Annotated in this window: 25 protein-coding genes; 8 read left to right on the forward strand and 17 right to left on the reverse strand. The window is 41.1% G+C overall.

Annotated elements, in window-relative coordinates:
- From DWZ33_RS07680 to DWZ33_RS07690, 3 genes are read right to left on the reverse strand one after another with little or no spacing between them, the layout of a single operon-like run.
- Positions 1 to 807, reverse strand: a complete 807-nt coding sequence (locus DWZ33_RS07680) for a PTS system mannose/fructose/sorbose family transporter subunit IID (protein WP_118454386.1) — start codon at positions 805 to 807, stop codon at positions 1 to 3.
- Positions 800 to 1,567: a PTS mannose/fructose/sorbose/N-acetylgalactosamine transporter subunit IIC gene (locus DWZ33_RS07685; RefSeq protein WP_022939216.1), complete on the reverse strand. Its 768-nt coding sequence runs from the start codon at positions 1,565 to 1,567 to the stop codon at positions 800 to 802. The genes DWZ33_RS07680 and DWZ33_RS07685 overlap by 8 nt, the downstream gene beginning before the upstream one ends.
- A gap of 29 nt (positions 1,568 to 1,596) precedes the next feature.
- Positions 1,597 to 2,091, reverse strand: coding sequence for a PTS sugar transporter subunit IIB (locus DWZ33_RS07690; protein WP_022939217.1), 495 nt, complete (start codon positions 2,089 to 2,091; stop codon positions 1,597 to 1,599).
- Positions 2,092 to 2,324: 233 nt separating this feature from the next.
- On the opposite strand from DWZ33_RS07690, the gene DWZ33_RS07695 reads away from it, so the two are divergent.
- A complete protein-coding gene (locus tag DWZ33_RS07695; RefSeq protein ID WP_022939218.1) occupies positions 2,325 to 3,065 on the forward strand; it encodes a DeoR/GlpR family DNA-binding transcription regulator in 741 nt (246 codons plus the stop codon).
- A gap of 36 nt (positions 3,066 to 3,101) precedes the next feature.
- Here DWZ33_RS07695 and DWZ33_RS07700 read toward each other — a convergent pair whose 3' ends face one another.
- Entirely contained in the window at positions 3,102 to 4,475 is a 1,374-nt protein-coding gene (locus tag DWZ33_RS07700; protein ID WP_118454388.1) for a sodium-dependent transporter, read from the reverse strand.
- A gap of 249 nt (positions 4,476 to 4,724) precedes the next feature.
- Between DWZ33_RS07700 and DWZ33_RS07705 the strand changes: the two genes are divergently transcribed.
- From DWZ33_RS07705 to DWZ33_RS07720, 4 genes are all read left to right on the forward strand, one after another.
- Positions 4,725 to 5,273, forward strand: a complete 549-nt coding sequence (locus DWZ33_RS07705; protein ID WP_118454389.1) for a GNAT family N-acetyltransferase — start codon at positions 4,725 to 4,727, stop codon at positions 5,271 to 5,273.
- Positions 5,274 to 5,431: 158 nt separating this feature from the next.
- On the forward strand, positions 5,432 to 6,340 hold the full coding sequence (locus DWZ33_RS07710) for a carbohydrate kinase family protein (protein WP_182425574.1): 909 nt from the start codon (positions 5,432 to 5,434) through the stop codon (positions 6,338 to 6,340).
- A gap of 76 nt (positions 6,341 to 6,416) precedes the next feature.
- The gene (locus tag DWZ33_RS07715; RefSeq protein ID WP_118454391.1) at positions 6,417 to 7,019 is read left to right on the forward strand and encodes a VanZ family protein; all 603 of its coding nucleotides are present in this window, start codon (positions 6,417 to 6,419) and stop codon (positions 7,017 to 7,019) included.
- A gap of 18 nt (positions 7,020 to 7,037) precedes the next feature.
- Positions 7,038 to 7,640, forward strand: coding sequence for a hypothetical protein (locus DWZ33_RS07720; protein WP_118454392.1), 603 nt, complete (start codon positions 7,038 to 7,040; stop codon positions 7,638 to 7,640).
- A 12-nt stretch (positions 7,641 to 7,652) separates the two neighbouring features.
- Here the strand turns inward: DWZ33_RS07720 and DWZ33_RS07725 are convergent, their stop codons facing one another.
- From DWZ33_RS07725 to gpmI, 10 genes are all read right to left on the reverse strand, one after another.
- On the reverse strand, positions 7,653 to 8,408 hold the full coding sequence (locus tag DWZ33_RS07725; RefSeq protein WP_118454393.1) for an HAD-IIB family hydrolase: 756 nt from the start codon (positions 8,406 to 8,408) through the stop codon (positions 7,653 to 7,655).
- Positions 8,405 to 9,586: an N-acetylglucosamine-6-phosphate deacetylase gene (locus tag DWZ33_RS07730; RefSeq protein WP_118454394.1), complete on the reverse strand. Its 1,182-nt coding sequence runs from the start codon at positions 9,584 to 9,586 to the stop codon at positions 8,405 to 8,407. The genes DWZ33_RS07725 and DWZ33_RS07730 overlap by 4 nt, the downstream gene beginning before the upstream one ends.
- Position 9,587: 1 nt before the next feature.
- Positions 9,588 to 10,388: a ChbG/HpnK family deacetylase gene (locus tag DWZ33_RS07735; protein ID WP_118454395.1), complete on the reverse strand. Its 801-nt coding sequence runs from the start codon at positions 10,386 to 10,388 to the stop codon at positions 9,588 to 9,590.
- 65 nt (positions 10,389 to 10,453) lie between these two features.
- The gene (locus DWZ33_RS07740) at positions 10,454 to 11,272 is read right to left on the reverse strand and encodes a PTS system mannose/fructose/sorbose family transporter subunit IID (RefSeq protein WP_022939227.1); all 819 of its coding nucleotides are present in this window, start codon (positions 11,270 to 11,272) and stop codon (positions 10,454 to 10,456) included.
- A complete protein-coding gene (locus DWZ33_RS07745) occupies positions 11,272 to 12,069 on the reverse strand; it encodes a PTS mannose/fructose/sorbose/N-acetylgalactosamine transporter subunit IIC (protein ID WP_022939228.1) in 798 nt (265 codons plus the stop codon). Before DWZ33_RS07745 ends, DWZ33_RS07740 begins: the two co-directional genes overlap by 1 nt.
- Before the next feature lie 22 nt (positions 12,070 to 12,091).
- Positions 12,092 to 12,586, reverse strand: a complete 495-nt coding sequence (locus DWZ33_RS07750) for a PTS sugar transporter subunit IIB (RefSeq protein WP_022939229.1) — start codon at positions 12,584 to 12,586, stop codon at positions 12,092 to 12,094.
- A gap of 14 nt (positions 12,587 to 12,600) precedes the next feature.
- Positions 12,601 to 13,008 (reverse strand): PTS sugar transporter subunit IIA, encoded by a 408-nt coding sequence (locus DWZ33_RS07755; RefSeq protein ID WP_022939230.1) that lies wholly within the window; start codon positions 13,006 to 13,008, stop codon positions 12,601 to 12,603.
- Between the two features lie 218 nt (positions 13,009 to 13,226).
- Positions 13,227 to 15,233, reverse strand: coding sequence for a BglG family transcription antiterminator (locus tag DWZ33_RS07760; RefSeq protein WP_118454396.1), 2,007 nt, complete (start codon positions 15,231 to 15,233; stop codon positions 13,227 to 13,229).
- A 91-nt stretch (positions 15,234 to 15,324) separates the two neighbouring features.
- The gene (locus DWZ33_RS07765) at positions 15,325 to 16,668 is read right to left on the reverse strand and encodes an MATE family efflux transporter (RefSeq protein ID WP_182425576.1); all 1,344 of its coding nucleotides are present in this window, start codon (positions 16,666 to 16,668) and stop codon (positions 15,325 to 15,327) included.
- A 121-nt stretch (positions 16,669 to 16,789) separates the two neighbouring features.
- Complete coding sequence (gpmI, locus tag DWZ33_RS07770) at positions 16,790 to 18,361, reverse strand: 2,3-bisphosphoglycerate-independent phosphoglycerate mutase (protein ID WP_118454397.1); 1,572 nt, start codon at positions 18,359 to 18,361, stop codon at positions 16,790 to 16,792.
- 168 nt (positions 18,362 to 18,529) lie between these two features.
- On the opposite strand from gpmI, the gene asnB reads away from it, so the two are divergent.
- Both asnB and DWZ33_RS07780 read left to right on the forward strand, forming a co-directional pair.
- Entirely contained in the window at positions 18,530 to 20,365 is a 1,836-nt protein-coding gene (gene asnB / locus DWZ33_RS07775) for an asparagine synthase (glutamine-hydrolyzing) (RefSeq protein WP_118454398.1), read from the forward strand.
- Positions 20,366 to 20,417: 52 nt separating this feature from the next.
- Positions 20,418 to 21,053 (forward strand): hypothetical protein, encoded by a 636-nt coding sequence (locus tag DWZ33_RS07780; protein WP_118454399.1) that lies wholly within the window; start codon positions 20,418 to 20,420, stop codon positions 21,051 to 21,053.
- Positions 21,054 to 21,114: 61 nt separating this feature from the next.
- On the opposite strand, the gene DWZ33_RS07785 is transcribed toward DWZ33_RS07780, so the two are convergent.
- From DWZ33_RS07785 to DWZ33_RS07795, 3 genes are all read right to left on the reverse strand, one after another.
- A complete protein-coding gene (locus tag DWZ33_RS07785) occupies positions 21,115 to 22,236 on the reverse strand; it encodes an aminotransferase (RefSeq protein WP_118454400.1) in 1,122 nt (373 codons plus the stop codon).
- A 97-nt stretch (positions 22,237 to 22,333) separates the two neighbouring features.
- Positions 22,334 to 23,410, reverse strand: a complete 1,077-nt coding sequence (locus DWZ33_RS07790; RefSeq protein WP_118454401.1) for a PucR family transcriptional regulator — start codon at positions 23,408 to 23,410, stop codon at positions 22,334 to 22,336.
- Positions 23,407 to 23,976 carry an HD domain-containing protein gene (locus DWZ33_RS07795; protein ID WP_118454402.1) on the reverse strand — a complete coding sequence of 190 codons (570 nt, stop codon included), beginning with the start codon at positions 23,974 to 23,976 and terminating at the stop codon, positions 23,407 to 23,409. The genes DWZ33_RS07790 and DWZ33_RS07795 overlap by 4 nt, the downstream gene beginning before the upstream one ends.
- Before the next feature lie 178 nt (positions 23,977 to 24,154).
- On the opposite strand from DWZ33_RS07795, the gene DWZ33_RS07800 reads away from it, so the two are divergent.
- Positions 24,155 to 26,149 (forward strand): alpha/beta hydrolase family protein, encoded by a 1,995-nt coding sequence (locus DWZ33_RS07800; protein ID WP_118454403.1) that lies wholly within the window; start codon positions 24,155 to 24,157, stop codon positions 26,147 to 26,149.
- Positions 26,150 to 26,163 lie beyond the last annotated feature (14 nt).

Genomic DNA, 26,163 nt, shown 5'->3' on the forward strand with positions numbered 1-26,163 from the left:
TTAGGCCAACAATCCAAAGGCTGCGCAGACCATTGAGAATACCACAATGATTAAAATAAGCGCTGTAACCTTGACCTTTCCTGAACGGATCAGCTTATAAGCAATAAAGGTGCATAAAACAGGCAGCATAAACGGCAGAATAGCATCAAAGACACCTTGAATCTCCTTGGTTACTTCCCCGGCTGTAAAGGTCAGCGGCGTGCTTACCTTCACGACAGATGGAATCAAAGCACCGGCAACAATCAAACCCATTACTGACATTGCCTCTGTAAATTGAGAAAGCTTAGCCCCTAATGTAGTAATCAGCTTGGAACCTGATTCATATCCCCATTCAAACATTTTTACTCTTAAGAAGATACAGAGAATATTGAGAATCAGCCATGCTACGGCACCAATTGCACTGCCCTCTAACGCCATGTAACCGGCAATTGAACCAATAATTGTCGGATAAAGCACCCAAATCAATGTATCGCCGATACCTGCTACCGGGCCCATCATACCTACCTTGAAGCTTTGTACAGCCTCCAATGAATCAACACCGCCGTTATCCTCGATACCTAAAGCAGCTCCTAGAATCAAAGTTGCAAGCCAAGGATGCGTATTAAAATAATTATAATGATTGTTTAATGAAGCCACATAATGATCATCATTATCCGCATATATTTTACGCAGTGCAGGTGAAAGTGAATACACGATTGAGCCAGCCTGCTGATATTGATAAGTATATGTATTGACCGCCATCGGAATCCAGCGCATCGCGGCCTTGCGGATATCCTTCTTTGTTAAAACTGGTGTCTGATTACTCATCTTCAAGTCCTCCATTCACAACTGCATTGCTGCTTTCATTCTTATATGCATAAAATACCATGGCGATAATCGCGCTGACGATAGCTACCCCAAGCATCGATATATTCATGAATGCCACTAAGAAATAACCAAGCAAGATTGCCGGCAGATACTTTTTAGCTGGCATGTAATTCAGCAGCAGCGCAACACCAACTACCGGCAGCATTTTAGACGCGATACTTAAACCGCCGGTAAACCACTGCGGCATCGCTGCTAAAACCGCATTTACAACATCAGCGCCAATCAATAAGGCAATTCCTACCGGCACCGCGGCAGTAAGTCCCATAATAAATGGTCCGCACATCAAAATGAGATTCATTTCTTTAAACTTTTTCTTATTACAGAAATCCTGAGACAGACGCACGATTACGGATTGAGAGATCTTAGCGATCACGTCAAATTGAACCATCAGCATCGCAACCGGAATACCGATTGCCAGACCGCTTTCAACACTGCCTGACGATACCCCAATAGCTACGCCGATGACAGCGCCTACACCATATTCCGGCACACTTGATCCGCCGATCGATGCGACACCTAATGACATCAGCTGCAAAGTACCGCCGATGATTAATGCAGTATTCATATCGCCGACAATAGCACCGGCAATCATTGCTGTAATAACCGGCCAGCGAAGTCCAAATGTAAAACCATATTTATCGACTGGCACCATAAAAGCGAGAATGATTAAGGCAAGATTCTGCCATAGTGATAAAACCATAATCCCTGTTCCTCCTGTTAATTAATTGATTACTTAAGATATTCAGAGAAATCATGCGGTGTATCAGCCGCCAAATATTGAACATATAAATGTACTCCCTGTTCACAAAGTGATTGGGCAATACGCATTTCCTCTGAATCAAAGGATGCAAATTTAGATAAAACCGTCCTCTCCTTCATCGCTTCAGCGCTTACTTGAGCGGTAGCTCCGATATTGATCGCCTTGATCCTTACACCTGTTTCCTGTATTAAACGCTGATAGGTTTGAAGCTTTTTGGTGATTATATAAATCGTTTCATTGCCATATTTACCATTTTTAATATTTGTGATTGCTGTATCCAAAGCAATAATTGATAATGCCATACCAGCCGGACGCGCTAATTTCATACTGGCTTTCATCATTTCATTGCCAGCTGTTTCATCATCGATGACCATCAGCCGCTGAGCCTGTGAGCGTGGTGCCCATTGTGAAGCAGTAATACCATGAAGTAAGCGATTATCAATGCGAGCCATTACAATTTCCATATTCTTTCTCCTTATCCAAACGTTTGGTTTCTCGATGTAATCAGATGCGAATTATGAATGTGCACTTCATAGCTTCGCTGGTTACATCTTCATTATAGTACAGAAAACATCATATACAAGGGCTTACATGATTAAATAAACACTATTTTTGATTATTTAAGCATTTTTATAATCAAATAATCATTTATTTTGGTTATTTATATGATATAATGCTTATGAAAAGGGGAATAGTTATGAAATATCAACAACGAAGAGACATCATCCTTCATTTATTAGAAGGAAAAGAAAAATTATCCTTTCAGGAGATAGAAACAGCGGTTGATGCATCGCCTGCGACTTTGCGAAGAGATCTTGAACGCATGGAAAGCAATCAGCTGATTCAGCGCTACCATGGCGGTATCCGCAGCATTGATACCGTTACTGCGGAAACCCCAATCAAGGAGCGGCATAATGTCAATCTCTCAGAAAAAAGACGGATTGCTCAGAAAGCGGCCTCTCTGATTCAGCCTAATGAACTGATTTTTATCGACAGCGGGTCAACCACCTTGTCAATGATTGATTTCATTACCGATAACTCAATTACGGTTATTACTAATGGAATCCTGCAGGCCCAGAAGTTTAAAGAAAAAAACATTAATTGTTTCCTGCTGTGCGGCTTTATGTCGATGCGCTCTAACGCGGTGATGGGTAAAGAAACCGTGCGTTTATTAAAAAGCTTTCGCTATGACAAAGCCTTTCTCGGCGCCAACGCGATTGATTTAAAGCTTGGCATATTAGCTCCTGATGATAATGAGTGCGAATTAAAAACAGCCATCCTCGGCTGTACGAAAGAAACCTATGTATTAGCAGATAATTCTAAATTCGGCAAAAAATCCATGTTTGCCCTTCAGGATGCCGATACAGCTTCACTTAAGGTAATCACAGACAAGGCATTTCCTGAGTTTACTTGTTACGAATTAATGATCGCCGATTAAAACAGCTGACTTACGCTTGGTAGGTCAGCTGTTATTTTATGCAAATTTATCAATGATTCCCATAATGAAGATAAACAATACCGCGCATGGCAGTATATAACTGATATAAAATCTTGTCCACTGCGGGAAATGAAACCCTTTGCCGGTATTCGCTTCTTCAATGAAGTGCTGCCAGCCCCAGCCGCGTTTTGTCGTACAGAACAAGATAATCAAGACGGCACCTAAAGGCATGATGACATTGCTGACGAGGAAATCTTCCAAATCAAGGATTGCCGAACCAGCCCCGAATGGCTGAATGCCGCTCAATATTGAAAAGCCTAACGCGCATGGAATGGACAAGAGGGTAATCAGTACAAAATTAACGATACAGGCGCGCTTTCTTGTCCAATGAAATAAGTCCATACTGAAAGCCATGATATTTTCAAATACAGCTACAATCGTTGTGATTGCCGCAAAGTTCATAAAGATAAAAAATAAACTGCCCCATAGGGTACCAAATGGCATTGCATTAAAAATATTAGGCAAGGTTACAAAAACCAGACCCGGCCCCTGATCTGCCGGTACACCGTAGGCAAAACAAGCAGGGAAAATAATTAAACCTGCGGTAATTGCTACAAAGGTATCCAGCAGCATGACATTTAATGCTTCCCCGCCTAAGGTACGTTTTTTATCAAGATAGCTGCCAAAAATCATCATGCCGCCCATTCCCGCGCTTAAGGTAAAACACGCCTGTCCCATAGCTGCATAGATTGCATTGTAAATACCGGCTTCCCGCAGCTTATCAAAATCAGGAATCAAGTAAAACTTAAGCCCTTCTAATGCATTAGGCAAGGTCACTGAACGCACAACTAAAAGCAGCATTACAGCTAAAAGACAGGTCATCATGATTTTCGTAATTCTTTCTACGCCATTCTGTAAGCCTAATGAACAAATTACGATACCAATTAAAATAATCGCTGCCATAAATAAGACACTTTGAATTGGGTCCTGCTGAAGCGCTGAGAATGTATCTGCCACACCCGCCTGATCCAAGCCTGCAAATGAACCGCTGACCATTTTAAGAAAATATGCCAGCATCCATCCGGAGATAGTCGTATAAAACATGACTAATAAATAGTTCCCCGCCATTGCCGCATAGCTGAACAAATGCCATTTCTGACCTTTTTTCTCTAATACATCAAAAGCTCTCGCGATACTGCGCTGCGACCTGCGGCCGATTGAATATTCCATTACCACAACCGGAATACCTAATACAACTAAGAAGAACAGATAAATCAGCACAAAAGCGCCGCCACCATATCTGCCTGTTATGTAAGGAAACCGCCAAATGTTTCCTAAGCCGATTGCACATCCCGCTGAAAGGAAGATAAAGCCTAAACGGGAGGACAATTTTTCTCTTGTATGTTCCATAAAATCCTCTTTCTAATTCGTGTAATATATAGATTGTACCCAATCTTTAAAGCCTTGTCAAAAAGATTGGCCATAAAAAGGCATAAACACAAAAGTAAGTATTTTCATATTGATTGAATCTCTTACCTTTAGCGTTATAATAAATATATTAAGAAAGGAATGATCAAAATGAAAAAAACAGCAGCTATAACTAATAATCAGACTTGGAGGGATATCACACTTTGACCCTCACTAAATAGAGGAGAAACAATGACAAAAATTATACTTAGACCTTTAATATTATCAGACTTAGAAAGTTATTATGACCTTAATAAACCATCACGTAAATTTCATGAATTTAATGGGCCTTACTTTGAACACGAAACTGAAGAAGAGCTTCTGCAAAGAATTGAAGTATTAAGAAATGACCTGACAGCCGGCACCTATAAAAGCCATAATTTAATGATTGCCAATGCGGATACTAATGAACTAATTGGACAAGTTACTTGGCACTGGAAGTCAAAAGAAACCAATTGGATGGAAATTGGCATCGTTATTTTCAATGAAGATTACTGGCATAAAGGAATTGGATTTACAGCCCTTAAAATGTGGATAGACAGACTATTTGCTGAGCATGATGAAATTGTAAGAATCGGTCTTACAACTTGGTCGGGCAATAAAGCGATGGTAAAACTCGCGGAAAAGCTGGGACTAAAGCTTGAGGCAAGATACAGAAAAGCACGTATTGTCGCTGGGACCTATTATGATTCAGTGAGCTATGGTATCTTAAGGGAAGAATGGGAAGCAATGAATCAATAGCATTGCTGCTTCACTTTTTAATACCGCTTTGCTGATTTCATATCAGCGGGGCGGTATTTTTTTGCCAGTCAAATCAGTGATTTCATCAATTATTGATTAGATGAGCGCTAATACTTATCATCTGTGTTAAAATGATAGCTGTGAAAGGCGGGAACGTTATGAAAAAAACATTATTTATCGGTTCAACGGTACTGGATATGGTTGTTGAACTTCCCCATCTGCCAAGCTTAAAAGAAGATATTAACACATCTGCAATGAATGCTGCCTTAGGCGGCTGTTCCTATAATGCTTCAAGCATTGCCCATCATTTATCTTTACCATATATTCATTGTTCACCATGTGGTGAAGGCTTTTTTGCGGACTGCATAAAACAGCTGCTGGCTGCGCAAAACCGCCGGCCCTTTGTGTGCATCCCAAGCTTAGATAATGGCTGCTGCCTCTGTTTAGTTGATGAACATGGAGAACGCACATTTATTTCCCATCATGGTGCTGAATATCTCTTTGACATTGAATGGCTGAAAGATCTGCATGAGGATTGGGATATGATCTATGTCTGCGGACTTGAAATCGAGGAAAAAACCGGGGAAGCATTAATTCAATATCTGAATGAATCAGCACATGCTGAAATTATCTTTGCCCCTGGTGCCCGCATTGACAAGATTCAGCCCGAACGGCTGCAGGCGATGTTTCAGCTGCGGCCAATCCTGCATCTCAACGATGACGAGGCGCTTGCCTATACCAGCTCAAAAACCGTAAATGAAGCCGCGGATAAGCTGTATCAGCTTACGCATAATACCGTTATTATTACTTGCGGAAGTGATGGCGCCTATTTGAAAAATAATGATGAGGAAAAACTGATTGCAGGATTTAAAGCTGATGTCATCGATACGATTGGTGCCGGTGATTCACATATCGGAGCATGGATCTGCGCTAAAAAGCTAGGAATGAATGATTCAGAAGCTATTCGTTTTGCTAATTATGTGGCGGCTGAAACAGTCAGCACCAAAGGCCCTGCCCTTTCTGAGCAGAGCTATGCTAAAATTAAAGCCTATTTACAAGAAATGTAATTTATATTAAATGAATTTGTCATAAATTTTTCAGAATTATAGTGTACACTTACAGACATAACAGGCAGGTGACACTATGAAAAATTTATTAATCAATCTATATGAATTAGCAGCCGCGATGCTTCCCTTTTTCATCGTCTATGCACTCCTCAGCAAAAAGCCTAAAAAGCTTGAGCATTTTATCATGGCTTTCATTTTCGCGTGCTATATTTTTGCTGTCTACCATCTTACAAATACCGGCACACTTTATGATTTATTAGTTTATAAAATGTCCCATACCGCTGATATTATCAATTTTGAACCCTTCTCGATGACTATTGATTGGGTTGGCTATCTGCAGAATATACTCTTGTTTATCCCCTTTGGCATGCTGCTGCCGCTGTTTTTTAAGCGCCCTAATTTCTTGCTTTGTACCCTATCCGGTACTTTGTTTTCATTAATGATTGAGTGCAGTCAATTGTTAAATAAACGCAGTAGTGATGTGGATGATTTGATTATGAATACATTAGGTGCTCTGATTGGTTATCTGCTTTACAAGCTGATCCTTGAAAGACTGCTTAAGGGCAAGCTGCAGAATCTTTCCAGACTAGAACCTTTATTCTACATACTGGCGATGTTTGCCGGCAGATTCTTTCTCTATAATGAATTAGGTTTAGCAAAAATCCTTTATGGATTTTAATCGGCAAAAGGCTAAAATATGAAAAAGCTGATAATTATTATATGCTGCATTACTGCTTTATGCGGCTGTCAGAAATCAAAAACTGTTGTTACTCAAATCCAAAGCAGGCAGGATCCTTTCATTGAGACTTATTATTCAGCCCAAAATGATTCAGCATTTAAAATGCTTAAGAAAGCAATCTTTAAAGAGCTGCTTAACGGCTGGACAGAAGATACGGTTAAAAACCCCATTTGGATCTATGGAGACTTCACAAAATATACGATATTAAATAGTGATTTAAGCGTTAACGAAGAATTTGATAATTATTATATGTGTACCTATATTGCTGATGATGACCAATTTGGTTATGTCATACTAGCCAAAGAAGCGGACAGTCTTGCCAAGATTGAAGCGGTACAAACCGCTTACCGTTATGATTATCAGGCTAACATTGAGTTCATTCATGAAGCACTGGCTGCCTCTGAAATTGATTCAGCAAGTGCCAAGGCTGAACGAGTGAGCATTATTAATGACAATGAAAATAAGGAAGCTTTGAAAATTACCGATGCATACGGACATTGCCTGCTGATCTATTTTGAAGCAGAAGGCCCAATTCTATACAAAAGCAGCAAGCCCCTCTAAGGCTTGCCGTTTTTATTTTAATAGATCTTCAATACAGTCAGCCAGTCCATGATAACAATGAACTGCCTTGCGCTTTACCTCATCCGGTGCCCCTTCAACGCTAAAGCCTTGAAATGCTTCAATCATTTCAATATCATTATGACCATCACCGATAACATAAACCTCATGACTGCCAAACAGCTTCATCAGCTCAATGATACCGGTGCGCTTGCTGACACCTGCAGCTGAAACATCAATCGTTCCGGCATTGTAATGAAAAGCCATCCGTCCTTTAAAACGTTCACTCAGCTCCTTATACAATATACCGGTTTTTGATTTCGTTTCATCACGCAGATAGAAGGAATTAATCTGCTTTCTGCTGATGATTTGCTGCGGATCAATTGGCTGAATACCAATCAGCGTTGATTCACCCTCGTCTTCCGGAGACTGAAGATTGCCGAAATCATCACCGTCACTGATGCCAAACATGACCGTTGGTTTGCTTTTCAATAGTTCAATCAGCTCCATTGCGGCATCAAAATCAATATCATGACGCCAGATGATTGAAAAATCAGCGTCGGTAATTACCCCGCCGTTCGTGCCGATCATAAAATCACAAGGCACATGATAATGAGCCAGTTCATTCCTAAGCATGCCGACACTGCGGCCTGTCACGATTCCAAAGCGATGCTGCTGTTCACGAAATAACTTGATCGCATCTAAATCACAAGCATCAACCTTTAAATTACGGCGCAGTGTGCCATCCCAATCAGAAGCTAACAGTTTCATTTTGCGCTCATGACATCAAGAAATGCCTGATTAAAGATATGGGTATCAATTTCATGATCATAGACCTTACGTCCTTCACTGTATGTCTGTAAAGCCTGATAATCATCACTGATAATTACAAAATCAGCATCCTTGCCTACACGCAGTGAACCCTTTGTATCACCGACACCGTATACCCGGCATGGATTCAGTGATGCCATTTTGCTGACTGTTTCCAGCGGCAGCTCTAATTCCTCTACAAGATTGCGGATGCCGAATAATACCGGCTTTGTTGAACCGCATAAGCGCCCGGTATCTGTCAGACAATAGCCCTTTTCATCAATGTTAACTGCCAGATCTTTATCGATCATATATCTACCAATCGGCGCGCCGGCCATCGGCACATTATCAGAAATCATCATAAATTTATCATACGGCTTGCATTTAAACATAATCTGCAGCATTTCCTTAGATACATGAAGCAGATCACAGATAATCTCATTATTTACATAAGGATCAAGCAGACAAGCGCCCAAACCGCCCATCCGACGGTGATGAATGCCGCTCATTACATTTGCGGTATGTGTTGTCACGGTAATTCCCTTGCGGAACGCGGCAATCGCTTCATCATAGCCGCAGTTGCTGTGGGTAAATGCTACCTGGATACCGCGTTCAGTCAAAAACTCAATTGCCTTATCCGCGTTTTCAAGCTCAGGTGCTAAGCCTACCAGCTTTAAGGTTCCCTCAGCCGCATCAATCATCGCCTGAAGATGATCTAAACTGATATCTGGATGACCGGTATCAATCGCCTTTTCACCGACACGATTCAGATAAGGGCCTTCTGAATGAATACCGATGATCTTCGCACCGTCATTTTCTTCTTTTGAAACCTTCGCAATAACAGGGAATAACTCAAATTCAGCTGTCGGCAGAATCGCCGTAACGCCTTGTGAAGCTAAGCCTTTTAAATAGCCGCGCACATTAGCCTCATCATCACTGACCGCACTCATCATCGCATAACCCATCGTGCCATGATTGTGCGTATCAAAAATACCCGGGATGATTCGATATTGTGAAGCATCTACATCCACCGGACCGATCTCACGCTGGGTAATCCGCTTGATTTTCTTACCTTCAATTTCAAGATAACCGTCAACAATACCATCTTCAGTCACAATTCTTTTACATTTGATAATCATTTTAGTTCTCCTTTAAATCATCATAAGTAATTAATTCAATCTGATTCATTTCAATAAACTTCTTCACATCCGGCGAGGTCGCAGCTGCCAGATCTTTCAATCGTATTATCGTATAGGAAGAATACTTAAACAGCTCTTCTTCCGCAAAACCAGCATGACAGACAAACACATTCAGCTCATGATCCAAAACCTGCGGGAGTACAGACATCAGATTTGCTTCTACATTTGTTGCCAGCTGCTGTTCAATCGGAAAGGGTTTAGGTGTCCACTCACAAGGCAGCATATAAAGTTCCTTTTCCTTCCAGACATTGAAGGATACTGGAATCTCATACTTTTCACTCATCGCTTGGATTGCTTTGACAATATTATTTGTAATCAAAGAATGCCCATGGAGATAGCCCGGCTTGCGGCCAACCAATTCAATAAAACGCTTCAGCTGATTCTCAATCTCCAACACCGTTTCATCATACGGATAGGGATCAGTCTCAAAATCAGCCCGCATTGTATCGCTTAATGATTTCATCTTCTTCATCCGTTCACCAGACGGTATAAAATCACCCTTCGCGTCAACTAAGGAAGGAACCAACGCCGGATCGCTGACTGGCTTGCCGGCTACCAAATTGAAATCGATGCCGAGACAGACATTCTTTACATCCTTAATCAGCTTTGCGGAATATTCACTGGCCGGCATGTTCACAAACAATCCGGTATTTCGGATTACCCCTTCACGAATCCCCTTGAGGATACCGCAGGCCGTTGATTCACATAGGCCGAAATCATCAGCCTGAAATAATAATTTCATTTTCCTCACCTCACTTTAAATAGCAAAGAGCTGGGAATTTTTATCCACAGCTCAATTTTTATATCCTAGAAAATACCGATAAATGCACCAATCATACCAAATGCAAGAATGCCCAGAATCAGCTGTGTAGGACGCGCACCCTTTTTGATTAATGTAACTAAGCCAAACAATAAGATTACACCTAATAAACCAGGGAAGATTGATTGGAATACATCATTGACAACCAGTGAAGTTTCACCGATATTCAATGTCAGATTCAGCGGTACATTCACCATTGAAGCCGTCATTGCGCCAACCATTGTAAGACCTAATACAGAAGCTGATTTAGATAAAGCACCCATTAAGCCAGAGGAGAAAACCATATCGATGAAGGATGTACCAAATACATAGCCCCAGTTAACAAAGAAATATTTAACGACTGATTGTGAAACACCATAAATCAGAATGAAAATCAAAGTACCGAGGATACTTCCCTCTGAACAAAGACCGATAGCGATACCAGCCGCAATAATACGCAGACAGTTAAAGAATAAGCTGTCAAACATACCGGCTGTTGGTCCCATCAAGGCAGCCTTGATACTTTCGATTGTCTGACCATCAATTGAATTCTTTTCTTTATGCTCTTTCTCCATCGCATAGCTTAAGCCTGCGATAAATGAGAAAGGAACCGCATGTGTATTGAAGAAGTTCTGATGACGGATGTAAGCTTCTTTTTTACCCTCAGGATCATCTTTATAGATTGATTCAATGGCTGGTGCCATGGTACATGTGAAACCATTAGCCTCCATCTTAGCCATATTAAAGGTTGAAAATACAAGATGAGAACGGAAGAACATCGATTTTAATACTTTCTTTTCATCTTGAGATAATTGTTTCTTTTCCATTAGAAGAAGTCCTCCTCATCATTACTTACTGTGTTTGGATTCGCCGCCAAACTATTTTTCAAATCAATAACTCGTTTTTCACTGAAGAACATCGTAATAGCGATAACACCGCCGATAATAGCGATTGGCAATGTTCCCATACCAAGATAAGCAACTAATACATAACCAAAGAAGAAGAAACAGCCAACCTCTTTGTTCCAGATCATTGATGTTAAGATAGCAAATCCAACCGCCAGCATCATACTTGTAGAAGCACCTAAGCCAGTCATAACCCATGCCGGAAGTGATACAAGGAATGATTGAAGACCTTCAACACCATATGCTACCGCAAAGAATAAGATAACAGTATTGATTAATGGGGTAATCATATTCACCGCCATTGTCTGTATCATAAATTTCTTAGGATTGCATTCTGCGGCAAGCTTTTCCCAATAAGCGGCTAATGAAGCCCATAAAGGTGTAAACATATTGGCAATTGAAGCCATAACGGTACCGATTGGCAATGCGATAGCAAGACCGGCTTCAGCCGTAGAACCTGTTAAAATAGTATAAGCAACCGCAATAATACTTGCTGTTGTAGCATCGGCAGGAATTGAACCGCCGATTGCGGAAATACCCATGAAGATTGATTCAAGCGCGGCTCCCATAACAATACCGGTATGGAAATCACCTAAAACAAGACCGGCAAGCGGGGCAACAACGATTGGACGGTTAATACATTGCCATGAGAGAATGTATGGGTCCAAGAGTGAGACAATATAATAGACTAGGCATATTTGCAATGCTGATGAGACCATGATAGTTCCTCCTTATAGTTCATTAAATCCCTAAAACTTTATTCAGCTTTTCAGGAATATCTTCTGGTGTTGTCTGATAGACTGTTTCAATTCCCATATCCAGAATCTGTTTGAAAAGCTCAACCTCTGACGGATACGCATATAAATTACTTCCATAAGTCTTGCGCTGTTCATCACCCTGCTTCGGCGCGATTCTTCCATAATTGCCGACATTGATCAACGGAATATCTTTCACATTCTTAACCATTGCCAGCAGATCCTCCGGTGAAGCCACAATCAATAAAATTGAGTGATTGGCTGCTTTCGGATCAGAAAGTAATTTTATAGCATCAGCAACCGACTTAATCGCAACCTTAGCGGTAGGCGGCGCTGCCATCATCAATGACTTCTGCACGATAGGATTTGATGCGGCGGCATCATTAGCGACAATAATACGATCCACACCGGTATGTCTTGACCATTTAATCGCTACCTGTCCATGAATCATACGCTCATCTAAACGAATTAGTTTAATCATTTCATTTCCTCCTTTTAAAAGAAATCTTCTTCCGTAGTTTCTACACTGTCATCCTTGACAACCCGAAGCATTTCCCGTGATCTTTCCACAATTTCTTCAAGCTGTTCATCGCTGACACTTTCCTGAATAGAAAGCTCAAGGACACAAGCCAGATTTACACCCGCCACTAAACGGGTATTGGGTTTATGCAGATAAGTAAACATTACTTGATTAACACTGCCCCCATACATATCCGATAATAAAATAACTTCATCATTCTCACTCACTGATGCATAGAACGCGTCCAGTTTTTCCTGAACCGAACATTCATCAACATAAGCATCAAACACACTCACCTGATCACTGTTTCCTAACAGGATATCCAATGAGGTTTTCATACCGCTGGCCAGATGACCATGCGATGATAAGAATAGCTTCAGCACAGCGCCCGCTCCTTTCGTTTTCCATTTGCTGAGTAAAGAATACCATTGACTTATAAAAATGTTAACGTTTACATTTTGCTGAACATTAGTGAAACTGCCTCCCTTTTCACTCTCATTAGTGCAAAAGAAAAGCCTCATATCACAATGAGGCACGGTTTATAGATCAATTTTATTCAAAAAATAACTCTTTATATCATTCAAGCACTATTTTCGGTTTATTAATTAGATAAGAATTTATTCGTAACAGCTTCAATGAAACAGCTGCGGTAAGCATCATCAACACTTTCAAAAGCCATCTGAATGTATCTCACACGATAATATAAATAGAAAAGAATTTTATTCACCAGCTTTAAATCAGTAATCTTAATATCATGCTTGAGACTTACCACAATAATATATTTAACTTCATAGGGTTTATCCCAAATCATTTTAGTAGCCGGCTGATAAATTTCAATAAATTCCTTTTGCGTATGCTTATATTGGCAGAAAATCATTGCCACCTGCGAAGACTTATTATAATAGCTGAGATTTTGACCGCAGCTGAATAAGGAATCAAACATTTCCTCCGCCTTGCCATTTACCGCATGCTTATAGCACATCAGCTTCATAAAAGTTACATAAACATCGCAGTCAAATTTAGGATAAGTAGAGGTTATATTACTCATATGTTTAACAACATCCGTAGAATACCCCTTAATAAATACCTCATTAAATAAATTCATTGTTTCATCCTCGATTCCCAGACCAGTAAATGTGACAAAAGGAATCGGGTAATAATTATAGGTTGAAGGTGTTTCAATTAAAGCGCAGTCATAATCGCTGAAATTGATCCGCCGCATTTCATATTGATTGTAGATATGCAGGGTATCAATCATATTGCCGCAGGATTTGCGCAGCATATCCGCTCGGGCATGCGCGACAGCCCGGCCAGCCTGTGAGATCACCGCCAGACGGCGTTTCGTATACTGATAATTAATCCGTTTCAGCATATAATCAATTAATAACGATATGGGTGTAAACACACTGGCATCAATTTCATCATTCAGAATTTCCTGGGAAATAGTAAGCATGACACGCGCCATCTGCATTGCCAGCGGTGATTTATCCGCCTCCGCTAGCTCATCACAATATGTAACCAGACGCATTTTCTTATTCGAATCATAATAAGAGCGCAGATAAATCGGCATCAGCAATGATTCAAAACTCGTGCGGAACACATCAAATAATTCCAATTCAAATAAATTGCCGCCCAATTCATTTTTCATGCATGCAATCAATTTATCCAGGTAATCACTTGTCTGTGAGATATGATCAACAGGAATAGTCGCCAGATCATCCTTATTGGACAGATCAATATCCCGATAACACATCAGCATCTTCGCAAATTGTAATTTTTCATCCTCATTATAATTGACGATATATTCAGTATTAAACACTTGTTCCGCAATCTTATATTCATATAAAGTTTTAATATGTGCAGCTGTCTTGGAATCAATTTTAACACCATGCCCGCTTATTAACCGATTCTGCATCAGGCAAAGATATGTAGCCATTTTCTTAGTATTGACATCCAGCACAGACATACAGCTCTCTCTGAGTATTTTCAATAAGGCATGACGAAGATCAGCATAATACTGATGGTCATCATAGAACATATGTTCAAATTCCTTCACATCATACTGTAATGAAATATCATGATACTGACTGCAGAATACCTCAACCATCAAATAACGGATATTTTCTTCACTGCCCTTAGGACTTAATCCCTTCCCAGGTGTTGAAACCAACTCAACATCATAACTGGCAAAGAAAGACGTAACCCAGGCAAGATCATTTTTAATAGCGGACTTTGTAAGGAAAAGCTGATCCGCTAAATCATCGACCAGCGTATATTCATGATAAAGCAGATTCTGCGCCATCATGATTCTTCTGGCTATTTTTTCCATATCCTCATTTCGGAAGAAGCCATATTCCTTTAACACCATTTCTTTAAACGCTAAATATTTAGCTGTATCGATGGGCTCAAGATAATAACCCTTGGAACGTGTAGATATGATATGAGCGATTTCCTCTTTCGATAATTCATCATTTAATTCCGCAATATCTGATTTAACCGTTCTTGCTGATGACAGGGAAAAATCTGCCAGATCATCAGAAGTCACTACACCATCATGATTCATGATTGCAAATAATATGGATAAATGGCGGCCTTTTGTGATTTTCATATTTAACCCTCTTTCACCCTTTATCTTATCATAGATTAACGTAAAAAGCTGATTATAAATTTTTACCAATCAAAAATCACTGCGAACGTGTTTATGCGTATTTCTTCATCCAGCCGCTCTTGAAGTAATGCACGGTACATAAAACCATCGCCAAAATCCAAGTTAATGTATAGCCCCAGAATACTACCGCTATATTCTGAAAATGCGGCATCGCAAAGAAAATCCAAATTTGACGGGCTACACAATAGCTGAAGGTAAGAATCAGCATCGGTGTAATCGCATCGCCGGCACCGCGCAGGGCTCCGCATAAGATATTGGAAACTGCGAGAAAGATATAACCAGGTACTAAGATGCTCATCATATAATGCCCGTAATACAAAACCTGTGATTCACTTGAAAAGATTGAAAGCAGACGGTCAGCCTGTGTAAAAATACCCAAAGAAAGAAGAATCGTAGCACATAGTGTCATGCTCATACAAATACGAATCCCCTTTTTAACCCGCTCATATTCCCTAGCTCCCATGTTTTGACCGACAAAGGTTGTAATTGCCAGGTTGAAGCTTTGTATCGGCAGATTGGCAAAGGCATCAATCTTGTTATAGCTGGAACAGCCAGCCATCGCAAATGAACCAAATGAATTGATCTGCGACTGCACAAGCAGGTTAGAAAAGGAAATAATTGACTGCTGAAAACCAGACGGCAGCCCGATTTTCACAACTCTCAGCAGGACATGTTTTTCAAAACGAATTTCTTTCAGTTTAATTCGATAATCATCTTTTACGGTAATTAAATGAAACAAACCTAGCAGGCAGGAAGCACTCTGAGCAATTAAGGTTGCCCACGCGACGCCGGCTACCCCCATTTTAAAATAAATAACAAAGACTAAATCAAGCACAATGTTGATGCCGCAACTGACGAACAAATAAATCAACGGCCGCCGTGAGTCACCGATTGCCCGCTGGATACCGGCGCACATATTGTAAAGCATGACCGGTACGATTCCTAAAAAGTATATCCGCAGATAAAGAATTGAACTATCCAGCACATCTGCCGGCGTACCGGTCGCTGAGAGCATCCACGGTGACAGCAAATAACCGATTGCCATTAAAATCAAGCCGCTGCAGAAAGCCAGCGCTATTGATGTATGCACTGAATCATGCAGTCCTTCTTTATTCTTAGCACCGTAGTATTGAGAGACAATAACACCGGCCCCCGTTGACAGTCCCATAAAAAAACCAACCAGTAAATTAATGATTGGATTGCTTGCGCCAACGGCAGCCAAAGCCTGCGGCCCCACATAGTTACCGACCACTACTGAATCTACCGTATTATAAAGCTGCTGAAAAAGATTACCAATCAGCAGCGGGATTGTAAATATTAAAAGCTGTTTCCGAATGACACCCTCGCTCATCATTCCGCTATTTTTTCGTTCCATGCTGCACATCACCCCTGAATAATTTATTAGTATACTCTTATCATCGGGATTTTTAAAGTCTAATTTTTACACTTATGCATAAAGCAAAAGAAAAGCCATATCTTTCGATATGACTTATTCGTTATTTAATGATTGCAGGCAGCCAGTGAGCATCTGGTTCAAGCTCAAGCAGCTTCGCAACTGTTGAAGCTACATTGGCAAGACCAAAGTCACCCTCAGCAATTTCAACATCCTTATTATAAATAATAAATGGAACCTTATTTAATGTATGAGAAGTCTTAGCCTTCGGCTTGTCGCCTTCCTTCTTAGGTTTTTCATACATTTCATCAGCGTTGCCATGGTCAGCTGTTACGATCAGAATACCGTTAACCTTCTTCACAGCCTTCATGATTCTTTCAAGACATAAGTCTACCGCTTCAACACCGATAATTGTAGCTTCATAATTACCTGTATGACCAACCATATCACCATTAGGGAAGTTCGTTCTCAGGAAATCATATTTGCCTGATTCAATCGCTTCAACTAAAGTATCCGTAATTTCCGCAGACTTCATCCAAGGACGCTGTTCAAATGGTACAACATCAGATTTGATTTCTACCCAGTCTTCAAGTTCTTCTGAGAATTTCTGAGAGTTGTTGCCGTTCCAGAAATACGTTACATGACCATATTTCTGTGTTTCTGAAATCGCGTAAGAACGAATGTTGTTCTTTACAAGATATTCAGATAATGTATGTTTGATCTTTGGCGGATAAACTAAGAAATTATTAGGAATCTTTAAATCACCGTCATATTGCAGCATACCGGCATACATTACATCCGGTTTGCGGACACGGTCAAATTCGGTGAATACTTCGCTGTCAAAGGCCAGTGAGATTTCCTGAGCGCGGTCGCCGCGGAAGTTAAATAATACAACGCTGTCACCGTCTTCGATAGTGCCGACTGGTTTGCCGTCCTTCGCGATAACAAAAGCAGGCAGATCCTGATCGATCACACCAGTTTCACTGCGGTAAGTCTCTACGGCTTCTTTAGCGCTGGCAAATTGTCTGCCTTCACCTAATACATGCGTATGCCAGCCAGCTTCAACCATTGGCCAGTTTGCTTGATAACGGTCCATCGTAATCTTCATACGGCCGCCGCCTGATGCGATGCAGGCATGGAAATGATCATCATTGACAGTGTTAAAGAATGCTTCAATCTGATCTAAATAAATCAATGCGCTGGTTTCCGGTACATCACGTCCGTCTAATAACGCGTGAACACGAACTTCTTTGATACCATCAGCCTTCGCCTGTTCAATTAATGCCATTAAATGATTAATATGTGAGTGAACATTACCATCAGATAATAAACCGATGAAATGCATCTTGCCATGATCTTTACATTTATCAACCAATGCCTTCCATGTATCTGTTTTAAAGATATCCTTGGATTCAATGGATTCATTTACTAATTTTGCGCCTTGGCTGTAAATTTGTCCGCAGCCTAATGCGTTATGACCAACCTCTGAATTTCCCATATCGCCATCGCTTGGCAAGCCAACTGCTAAGCCATGGGCTTTAATTGCTGTATTTGGAGATGTTGCCTTTAATTCATGAAGTGTAGGCGTATATGCGTTATTAACCGCATTGCCATAATCTTTATCGCTAATACCGACACCATCCATTACTACTAATACTACCGGTCTTTTACTCATTTGAGTTTCCTCCTTCTTTACCTAATAAATATACCATTTTTTCAGATAAATGGCATTATAAACTATCTAAATTCGTGAATTAATTTGCATAATCGGCACTCAGTAAGCTGATTCGCGCATATACTGCAATAGCGGCGAATATAATATCGTCAGAAGGAGTGTGAATTTATGTGTGGTATTGCAGGTGTCTTGGACAGCCGGCATGATATTACGAATCAAAAGCCGATTTTCCGTGAAATGATGAATACATTAAAGAACCGCGGACCTAATGATGAGGGTGTATATACAAATCGGCATGTGGCGCTGATTCATACACGGCTGGCTGTTGTCGATCCAGAAAATGGCCAGCAGCCAATGTTTTTTACGGAAGATAAAAAGCGTTACGTCATCGTTTATAACGGAGAATTATACAATACAAATCAGGTACGCAAGGAATTGATTGAGCTTGGTTATGAATTTAAGTCACACAGTGATACAGAGGTGGTTCTAAGAGCCTATGTCGCATGGAAAGAGAAATGTGTAGACCATTTTAACGGCATCTTTGCTTTCGCGGTATGGGATGACGCGCAGGAGCGTTTATTCTTGGCCCGTGATCGGGTGGGTGTAAAACCGCTGTTTTATGCTGTTGTGCAAGATACATTCCTATTTGGCTCTGAAATCAAGGCATTGCTGGCTCATCCGCTGCTTGATGCTGAAATTGATGCGCACAGTATTGCCGAAATTATGCTGATTGGGCCGGGAAGAACACCGGGTTATGGTGTATTTAAGCATGTAGAAGAGCTTAAACCCGGTGAGTATGCTTATGTAAAGGGCTGTGAAATCGATAAGCATCGTTATTTTACCCTAAAGGATAAGCCGCATACGGACAATGAAGCACAGACAATCAGAAAAGTCCGTGAGCTGGTAGTGGATGCCATCCAGCGTCAGCTAGTGTCAGACGTACCCATTGGTACCTTCCTGTCCGGCGGTCTTGATTCAAGTCTGATTTCCTCAGTCGCATCCCGTTATATGAAAGAGCGCGGCAAAAGGTTAAAGACCTTCTCTGTTGATTATGTAGATAACGCTAAATATTTTAAAGCCAGTCATTTTCAGCCGAACAGTGATGCTGATTTCATTGGCAAGATGGTCAAATATCTGGACAGCGATCACACCACGATCACCCTTGGCACCGACGATTTGATTGAGAGCCTGTTCTCAGCTGTTGATGCTAGAGATCTGCCGGGTATGGCCGATGTTGATGGTTCACTGCTGCTTTTTGCGAAAGAAATCAAAAAGCAAGTAACGGTAGCCTTATCCGGTGAATGCGCGGATGAAATCTTTGGTGGTTATCCATGGTATCGAGACAAGGATATCCGTGAAGCTGACGGCTTCCCATGGTCACAGAGTACCTTATACCGTGCTTCCTTTATGCAGGATAAATGGCTGAAGGGCTTAACTGCCAATGATTATGTGCATTCGCGTTATCAGCAGACATGTGATGAGACAGATAAATTACCTGGTACTTCCCCTTTAGAAGCCCGCATGAAAGAAATGATGAATCTGAATGTTAATTGGTTCATGCAGACGCTGCTTGACCGCAAAGACCGCATGAGCATGGCAAACGGCCTAGAGGTCAGGGTACCTTTCTGTGATACACGTATTCTTGAATATCTCTACACAGTGCCATGGTCACTAAAAGATTATGAAGGCCGGGAAAAAGGACTGCTGAGGGTTGCGATGAAGGATTATCTGCCTGATGAAATTCTATGGCGTAAAAAGAGTCCTTATCCTAAAACTCATCATCCCGCTTATTTACAAAAACTGCGGGAAATGCTCGATGACTTATTAAATGATTGCAATGCCCCGCTGTGGCAGATTGTTAAACCGGAAGCGGCAAGAAAGCTGTTAACCGATGAAACCGCTCAGCCATGGTATGGTCAGCTGATGACGACACCACAGACAATTGCTTATTTCCTCCAAATCAATTACTGGCTTAAAAAGTATCATATTAAAATTAGTGAGTGATTTCACTTGCACTGACTGTCACCTTTAAGTAAACTTAAGGTGAGGTGATTTCATGTTTAGAAAAATACTATTGAGCCTGTCACTGCTTAGTTGTTTTATGCTTCCAGTGCATGCTGAAGAAGCCCTGCGGGAAGATGAAACGGCATTGATTGAACGCTATGAAACATCAGTCTTTAAGCTAGGCAGCTGTGATGCCACGGAATATCCGAAAATGCCGAAGAGCTTCATTGAAGCCGCCCGGCAGGTAATTATTGAAAATGATTTTTCTGAAGAAGAAATCCAAATACTGAATCAGGGCTTTGATCAAATCCTGGAGATACTGGATACTTTTGTGAAAGCAAATGTTGTCATCACCGCAGATGAATTTAACACAGGACTGCGCGGCGAAGCCGATGATCGCTTTTATGACTTTACTGCCCTGCGATCTGATCTGCAGAAAGCCGCTTATCAGGCATATAATGACGCAGGTTATAAGGTGCTTGGCCTTGATGGCATTAAACCGCTGTTAGAAAAAGACGCGTCACTGAAAAAGACAGTTGAAAACGATCCGCTTGAATTGGATGTTAAAGCTCAGTCAGCGAATGCGGGAATGAGTCTCTATGATACGATCAAGCTTATTGTTGAAGCGGCTTCGGCAGTAATTCTGCTGCTGGGAATTTATGGCTTCATCAAAAGTAAACGTAAATAAAAGAAGGAAGGTTTCATCATTATGCACATTGCATTATGATTGAATCCCTTCCTTTTTATTATTATAGCTGATTCGCAAAACGGGTGATGGCTGCCAAACCATCCTTTAATACCTGTTCCTCACAGGCATAACCGATACGGAAGCTATGCGGCTGTTCAAAGCAGTCACCCGGTGTTACAAAGGCACCGGTTTTGGCATACATCTGTTTACAGAAAGTATAGGAATAAAGATCAAAATCATAATAAATCAGTGATGTTGTGCCAGCCTTAGGTTTTACATAAGAAAAATGCGGATTTTCAGCAATCCATTGATCAAGGATTGCCAAATTGTTTTGAATCAGCTGAATATTGCGTTCCAACAGCTTATCGGCATGCTTTAATGCGGCTGCCGCAATCATTTCATCCAGCATCCCGCAGCTGATCATATTATAATCACGATGTGATAAACATGCCTCAATTACCGCCTTATCCTTTGAAGCAACCCAGCCAAGACGGACACCGGCCAATGAGAAAATCTTCGACATACTGCTTACACTGATTCCCTTTTCATATAAATCTACAATGCTTTCGGTATAGCTGCCATCCTGATTCAGACCGCGGTAAACCTCATCACAGAGGATATAGGCGTCAACTGAACGGGCAATCGCTACAATCTCCTTTAAAATATCTAAAGGAATCAGCGCACCGGTAGGATTGTTTGGATTATTCAGACAAATCATTTTAGTTTTTTCATTCACCAATTGACGCAGCTCTTCCACATCTGGCAGATAATCATTTTCTTTCTTTAAATGTAAAAGCTGCACATCCGCATGAAAAGCCTCTGGGATTGAATAGAGCTGCTGATACGTCGGCAATACAGAAATAACCCGGTCCCCTGGCTCAATCAGCGAATAAAAGACTAAATGATTCGCGCCCGCCGCACCATGTGTTGACAGTACATTTTCAGGCTGGATATTACGATATCTGCCGCAGATTCCCGCTTTAAAAGGCGCCGCACCCTGAATCGCGCCATAGGTAAGCCGCTGTGAAGCCAGATCATCTAAAAAAGTATTGCGATCGATGCCAGTCAGCGCTAATAATTCATCAAGCGAAATTGAATCAACACATGTTTCCGCAATATTATAAACCGCGTCATCCTCATATTCATTCATCCATTCCTCTACTTTAAATGGTTTAATTTTCATATATTTCCACCTCGCAACATTATCATAAACAATTGAAAGGAATTCCTCAATGGTCAAAATAAAAAATTAATCAACATTTTTTGGTTAAAATACAAAACTAATCTTTAGTATTTTCATTCATTAACACAAACCACATCAGCTGGGATTCAAAATACTCAGGTTCATGATCAGCTGTAAGTGCTTCTTTGATCCGCCCCAGACGATAACGCACTGTATTCTTATGCACATGAAGCAGCTTTGCCGCCTTTACAACATCACCCTGAGCCATAACATATGCCTGCGCAGTCTGCATAAGATCCTCATGACTACCTTCTTTTTCAATCATTGATTTTATATCAGCACAATAATTACGCACCCATAAATTATCTCTTAATGGATAAATCAGCTGAAAGATGCCGATATCCGTAAAAGATGCGTGAGGCAGCTTAAACTTGTCTGCATATTCATAGGCAAACAGGCTTTCCTTGAGAGCCAGATCTATTTCATCTAAATTGTCATGGCGCTTGCCAAAACCGATCGGCTGTGTTTTTTCCCGGATGCTCTCCGGATGCAGATTGCCCACTAAAAAGCTGCCTTCTTCATATGCATAACAGAAGCAATCACTGGCTCTGAGATAGGCTGGCGGCATCTTCTTTTTCACATAAGCGGCACTAAAAGGAACGGATAGATTAGGGAATAGCTCTTCAGCCAAGACCCGCTGACTGCCAGCGGATAATTTTTCATTCATCAGCAGCTTTAGTTTTTGTTCGTTTAATTCTTCATTTCCCCGCGCTTCAATCAATGCGCTCAGCTCAGTGATTAAAGTCTCAAAATAACCGCCTTCACGTTTAAACATCAAGATTGGAAATGCTTGCTGATTCGCATATTCAATAACCTCATTCGGCAGCTCATGATAATAAATCTCCTTAATTGCCAAGGCAGACGCGCCATCCTGAATCAAGAGCTTAATGGATTTTAGAATCATTTCCGGGTGATGCTTCGCAAACAGCAGACTCGTTAATACAAAGGCTTCTTTCTCAAAAAGGCCGAAGGGTTCTGAATCACTAAGTGCGTCATATTCAAAATCAAGGATGTTTACCTTACTGACAGAACGATTGAGACCATTGATACCGGCGGCGATACGAAAAGCGGAAAACGCAGGCTGCTGCAGTAATTCTGAAATCTTGATGCTCATTGCGCGGACAGCTCATTCAGCTTGGCTAAAGTATCCAGCTTCAGCTTTTCACGCAGCCTTTTCATATAGGCAAACTCTTCGCATTCCTTTTGACCGTGTGTTTGATTTAATTCATATTCCAGCTCAATCCATGTATCCAGCGCCGCCTCATTATGCTGGAGCACTACCTCACACTTATCGATACATTTATATAATCTCGCTTCCGGTGTTTTCAGTTCATCCATCTCCTCAAACAAGGCTTTTAAAGTATCCTTAAAAGAACCGCTGACTGTGCTTAACAGCTGATCGATCGCATCCAGCTCAACCACTTCATCCGCTGCGGTTTTATAGAAGGTCGGAATATCTCCGGTAATTGCTTCACCAAGATCATGAATCAGACACATTTTGATAACCTTATTCATATCCAGCTCGCTGAATTCATCAGCCACAGCCATTGCCAATAAGCCCATCCGCCAGCTATGCTCTGCCACACTTTCATGACGGCCGCTGCTTGTCCAGCTATGTCTTGTGTTGCACTTTAACTTTTCCGCAATATTCATAAAGACGATACATTCATTGATATCCATTTTCCGCACTCACTTTCCAGTATTTTTACTTTAAGTGTATTATAGCATTTAAGCCGTCGAACTTCGATTGCTGATTCTGCATTTACTCATAAAAGCTGAAACTGAATGCTTCTGTTCAGCTTAAAATCATTCACTTTCGACATGATTTGATGTAAAATGAAAAACAAATGGAGGCTTTATGAAAAAAATAGAACTTGAAGATTTTTCTAATTATCAATATTTATCAGAAATTAAACTTACTGAAGATGGGAAGCGCTGTCTGTTTGTTGTCAGTCAGGCTGATTTGGATCACAACAGCTATCAGCATCACATCTGGATGGCTGACTTAATCAACAACAAGGTTATGCAATGCAGCGGCGGCGGCAAGGAACGCGGTATAATCCTAGAATCCGCAGACACTATTTTATTTCCTGCTGACCGTGACGGGCTTGTTAAGAAAGCAAACGCAGAGCATCAGGAGTGCAGTGCCTATTACCGTTTAAATTTAAACGGCGGTGAAGCGGTTTTAGCCTTTACCTTACCGCTTGCCGTTACCTCTTTAAAACTCATCGATGAACACTATGCGGTTGTGATTGCCAATGTGGATCTGAATAAACCGGATCTCTCTGCTTTGAGCGGTGATGAATTAAAACAGACGATTCAGGCACTGAATGAAGAAAAAGATTATGAGGTACTTGATGAACTGCCTTACTGGTTCAATAATCAGGGCTTTATCAACAAGCACCGCAAACAGGCTTTTCTGGTCAATCTGCAAACCGGCGAACACAGCCTGCTCTCACCAACCTTAATGAATGTCAACGAAATGGCACTCAGTGAGGATAAGAAGACATTGATCCTATGCGGCAGTGAGTATCAGGATATCCGCCAGCCTTATTCAGTCATTCTTAAAGTCAATCTTGATACTAAGGAAACGGAACCATTATTGGCAGATAATCAATATAATGTCAGTCATATCGCATTAAGTAAGGATTGTTTAATCTTTACCGGCACAGATTTAAAAACATGGGGTACAAATGAAAATGATAAATTCTTTACCTGTGATCTCCATACTAAAGAACTGACATGTTTCTTTGATCCTGACTGGGGCATCGGCTCTAGCGTTGGTTCTGACGCGAAGCTCTACGGCGGTACCAGTTTTAAATATGTCAACGATAAGCTATACTTTATCGCAACGGTGGATAATGCGTCTAATCTGTATGAATTAACATTAGATGGTGAATGCAAGGCGCTGACTCAGCAGGAAGGCAGTGTTGACTGCTTTGATATAGTTGATGAAACAGTAGTATTTATCGGTATGCGTAATATGCTGCTTCAGGAAGTCTATCAGCTGAAACAGAATCAGGAAATAAGACTGAGTGATATCAATACGGCTGCCTTAGCGGATACTTATGTAGCCAAGCCTGAGAAGCTTTCCTTTATCAATGAGGATCAGGAACGGGTAGACGGCTGGGTGCTGAAGCCTTATAATTATGATCCGAATAAGAAATATCCGGCGATTCTAGACATTCACGGCGGGCCTAAGGTGGTCTATGGCGAAACCTTCTTTCATGAGATGCAGGCGTGGGCATCACAGGGTTATTTTGTATTCTTTGCCAATCCGCATGGCAGTGACGGCCGCGGGAACCGCTTCATGCATATGGTAAACCGCTATGGTACCATTGATTATAATGATTTAATGACCTTTACTGATGAGGTATTAAAACAATATCCAGCGATTGATCATCAGCATATCGCGGTAACCGGCGGCAGCTACGGCGGCTTCATGACCAATTGGATCATCGGCCATACAAATCGTTTCTGCTGCGCGGGCAGTCAGCGTTCAATAGCTAACTGGATCAGTAAATCATTAACGACTGATATTGGCTATTATCATAACATGACTCAAATGGCCGCGACACCTTGGCAAGATGTTTCAAAGATGTGGGACTTTTCACCTTTAAAATATGCGGATCAATGTGTCACCCCTACCTTATTTATTCAATCTGATGAGGATTATAGATGCTGGATGTGTGATGCCATGCAGATGTTTCATGCCTTAAAGCTTCATCATGTTGAGACGAGAATGTGCTTATTTAAAGGTGAAAATCATGAGTTATCAAGAAGCGGTAAACCAAAGCATCGGCTGAGACGGTTAAAAGAGCTGACTCATTGGTTTGACCGATATTGTAAATAGAAAACAAGCTGTGT

This window comes from Dielma fastidiosa, assembly GCF_003475485.1.
GTDB lineage: Bacteria > Bacillota_I > Bacilli_A > Erysipelotrichales > Erysipelotrichaceae > Dielma > Dielma fastidiosa.

Bases quoted from the DNA above. Each gene is read 5' to 3' on its own strand.
- DWZ33_RS07680 (WP_118454386.1), bottom strand. From the start codon at position 807: ATGAGTAATCAGACACCAGTTTTAACAAAGAAGGATATCCGCAAGGCC.
- DWZ33_RS07685 (WP_022939216.1), bottom strand. From the start codon at position 1,567: ATGGTTTTATCACTATGGCAGAATCTTGCCTTAATCATTCTCGCTTTT.
- DWZ33_RS07690 (WP_022939217.1), bottom strand. From the start codon at position 2,091: ATGGAAATTGTAATGGCTCGCATTGATAATCGCTTACTTCATGGTATT.
- DWZ33_RS07695 (WP_022939218.1), top strand. From the start codon at position 2,325: ATGAAATATCAACAACGAAGAGACATCATCCTTCATTTATTAGAAGGA.
- DWZ33_RS07700 (WP_118454388.1), bottom strand. From the start codon at position 4,475: ATGGAACATACAAGAGAAAAATTGTCCTCCCGTTTAGGCTTTATCTTC.
- DWZ33_RS07705 (WP_118454389.1), top strand. From the start codon at position 4,725: ATGACAAAAATTATACTTAGACCTTTAATATTATCAGACTTAGAAAGT.
- DWZ33_RS07710 (WP_182425574.1), top strand. From the start codon at position 5,432: ATGAAAAAAACATTATTTATCGGTTCAACGGTACTGGATATGGTTGTT.
- DWZ33_RS07715 (WP_118454391.1), top strand. From the start codon at position 6,417: ATGAAAAATTTATTAATCAATCTATATGAATTAGCAGCCGCGATGCTT.
- DWZ33_RS07720 (WP_118454392.1), top strand. From the start codon at position 7,038: ATGAAAAAGCTGATAATTATTATATGCTGCATTACTGCTTTATGCGGC.
- DWZ33_RS07725 (WP_118454393.1), bottom strand. From the start codon at position 8,408: ATGAAACTGTTAGCTTCTGATTGGGATGGCACACTGCGCCGTAATTTA.
- DWZ33_RS07730 (WP_118454394.1), bottom strand. From the start codon at position 9,586: ATGATTATCAAATGTAAAAGAATTGTGACTGAAGATGGTATTGTTGAC.
- DWZ33_RS07735 (WP_118454395.1), bottom strand. From the start codon at position 10,388: ATGAAATTATTATTTCAGGCTGATGATTTCGGCCTATGTGAATCAACG.
- DWZ33_RS07740 (WP_022939227.1), bottom strand. From the start codon at position 11,272: ATGGAAAAGAAACAATTATCTCAAGATGAAAAGAAAGTATTAAAATCG.
- DWZ33_RS07745 (WP_022939228.1), bottom strand. From the start codon at position 12,069: ATGGTCTCATCAGCATTGCAAATATGCCTAGTCTATTATATTGTCTCA.
- DWZ33_RS07750 (WP_022939229.1), bottom strand. From the start codon at position 12,586: ATGATTAAACTAATTCGTTTAGATGAGCGTATGATTCATGGACAGGTA.
- DWZ33_RS07760 (WP_118454396.1), bottom strand. From the start codon at position 15,233: ATGAAAATCACAAAAGGCCGCCATTTATCCATATTATTTGCAATCATG.
- DWZ33_RS07765 (WP_182425576.1), bottom strand. From the start codon at position 16,668: ATGGAACGAAAAAATAGCGGAATGATGAGCGAGGGTGTCATTCGGAAA.
- gpmI (WP_118454397.1), bottom strand. From the start codon at position 18,361: ATGAGTAAAAGACCGGTAGTATTAGTAGTAATGGATGGTGTCGGTATT.
- asnB (WP_118454398.1), top strand. From the start codon at position 18,530: ATGTGTGGTATTGCAGGTGTCTTGGACAGCCGGCATGATATTACGAAT.
- DWZ33_RS07780 (WP_118454399.1), top strand. From the start codon at position 20,418: ATGTTTAGAAAAATACTATTGAGCCTGTCACTGCTTAGTTGTTTTATG.
- DWZ33_RS07785 (WP_118454400.1), bottom strand. From the start codon at position 22,236: ATGAAAATTAAACCATTTAAAGTAGAGGAATGGATGAATGAATATGAG.
- DWZ33_RS07790 (WP_118454401.1), bottom strand. From the start codon at position 23,410: ATGAGCATCAAGATTTCAGAATTACTGCAGCAGCCTGCGTTTTCCGCT.
- DWZ33_RS07795 (WP_118454402.1), bottom strand. From the start codon at position 23,976: ATGGATATCAATGAATGTATCGTCTTTATGAATATTGCGGAAAAGTTA.
- DWZ33_RS07800 (WP_118454403.1), top strand. From the start codon at position 24,155: ATGAAAAAAATAGAACTTGAAGATTTTTCTAATTATCAATATTTATCA.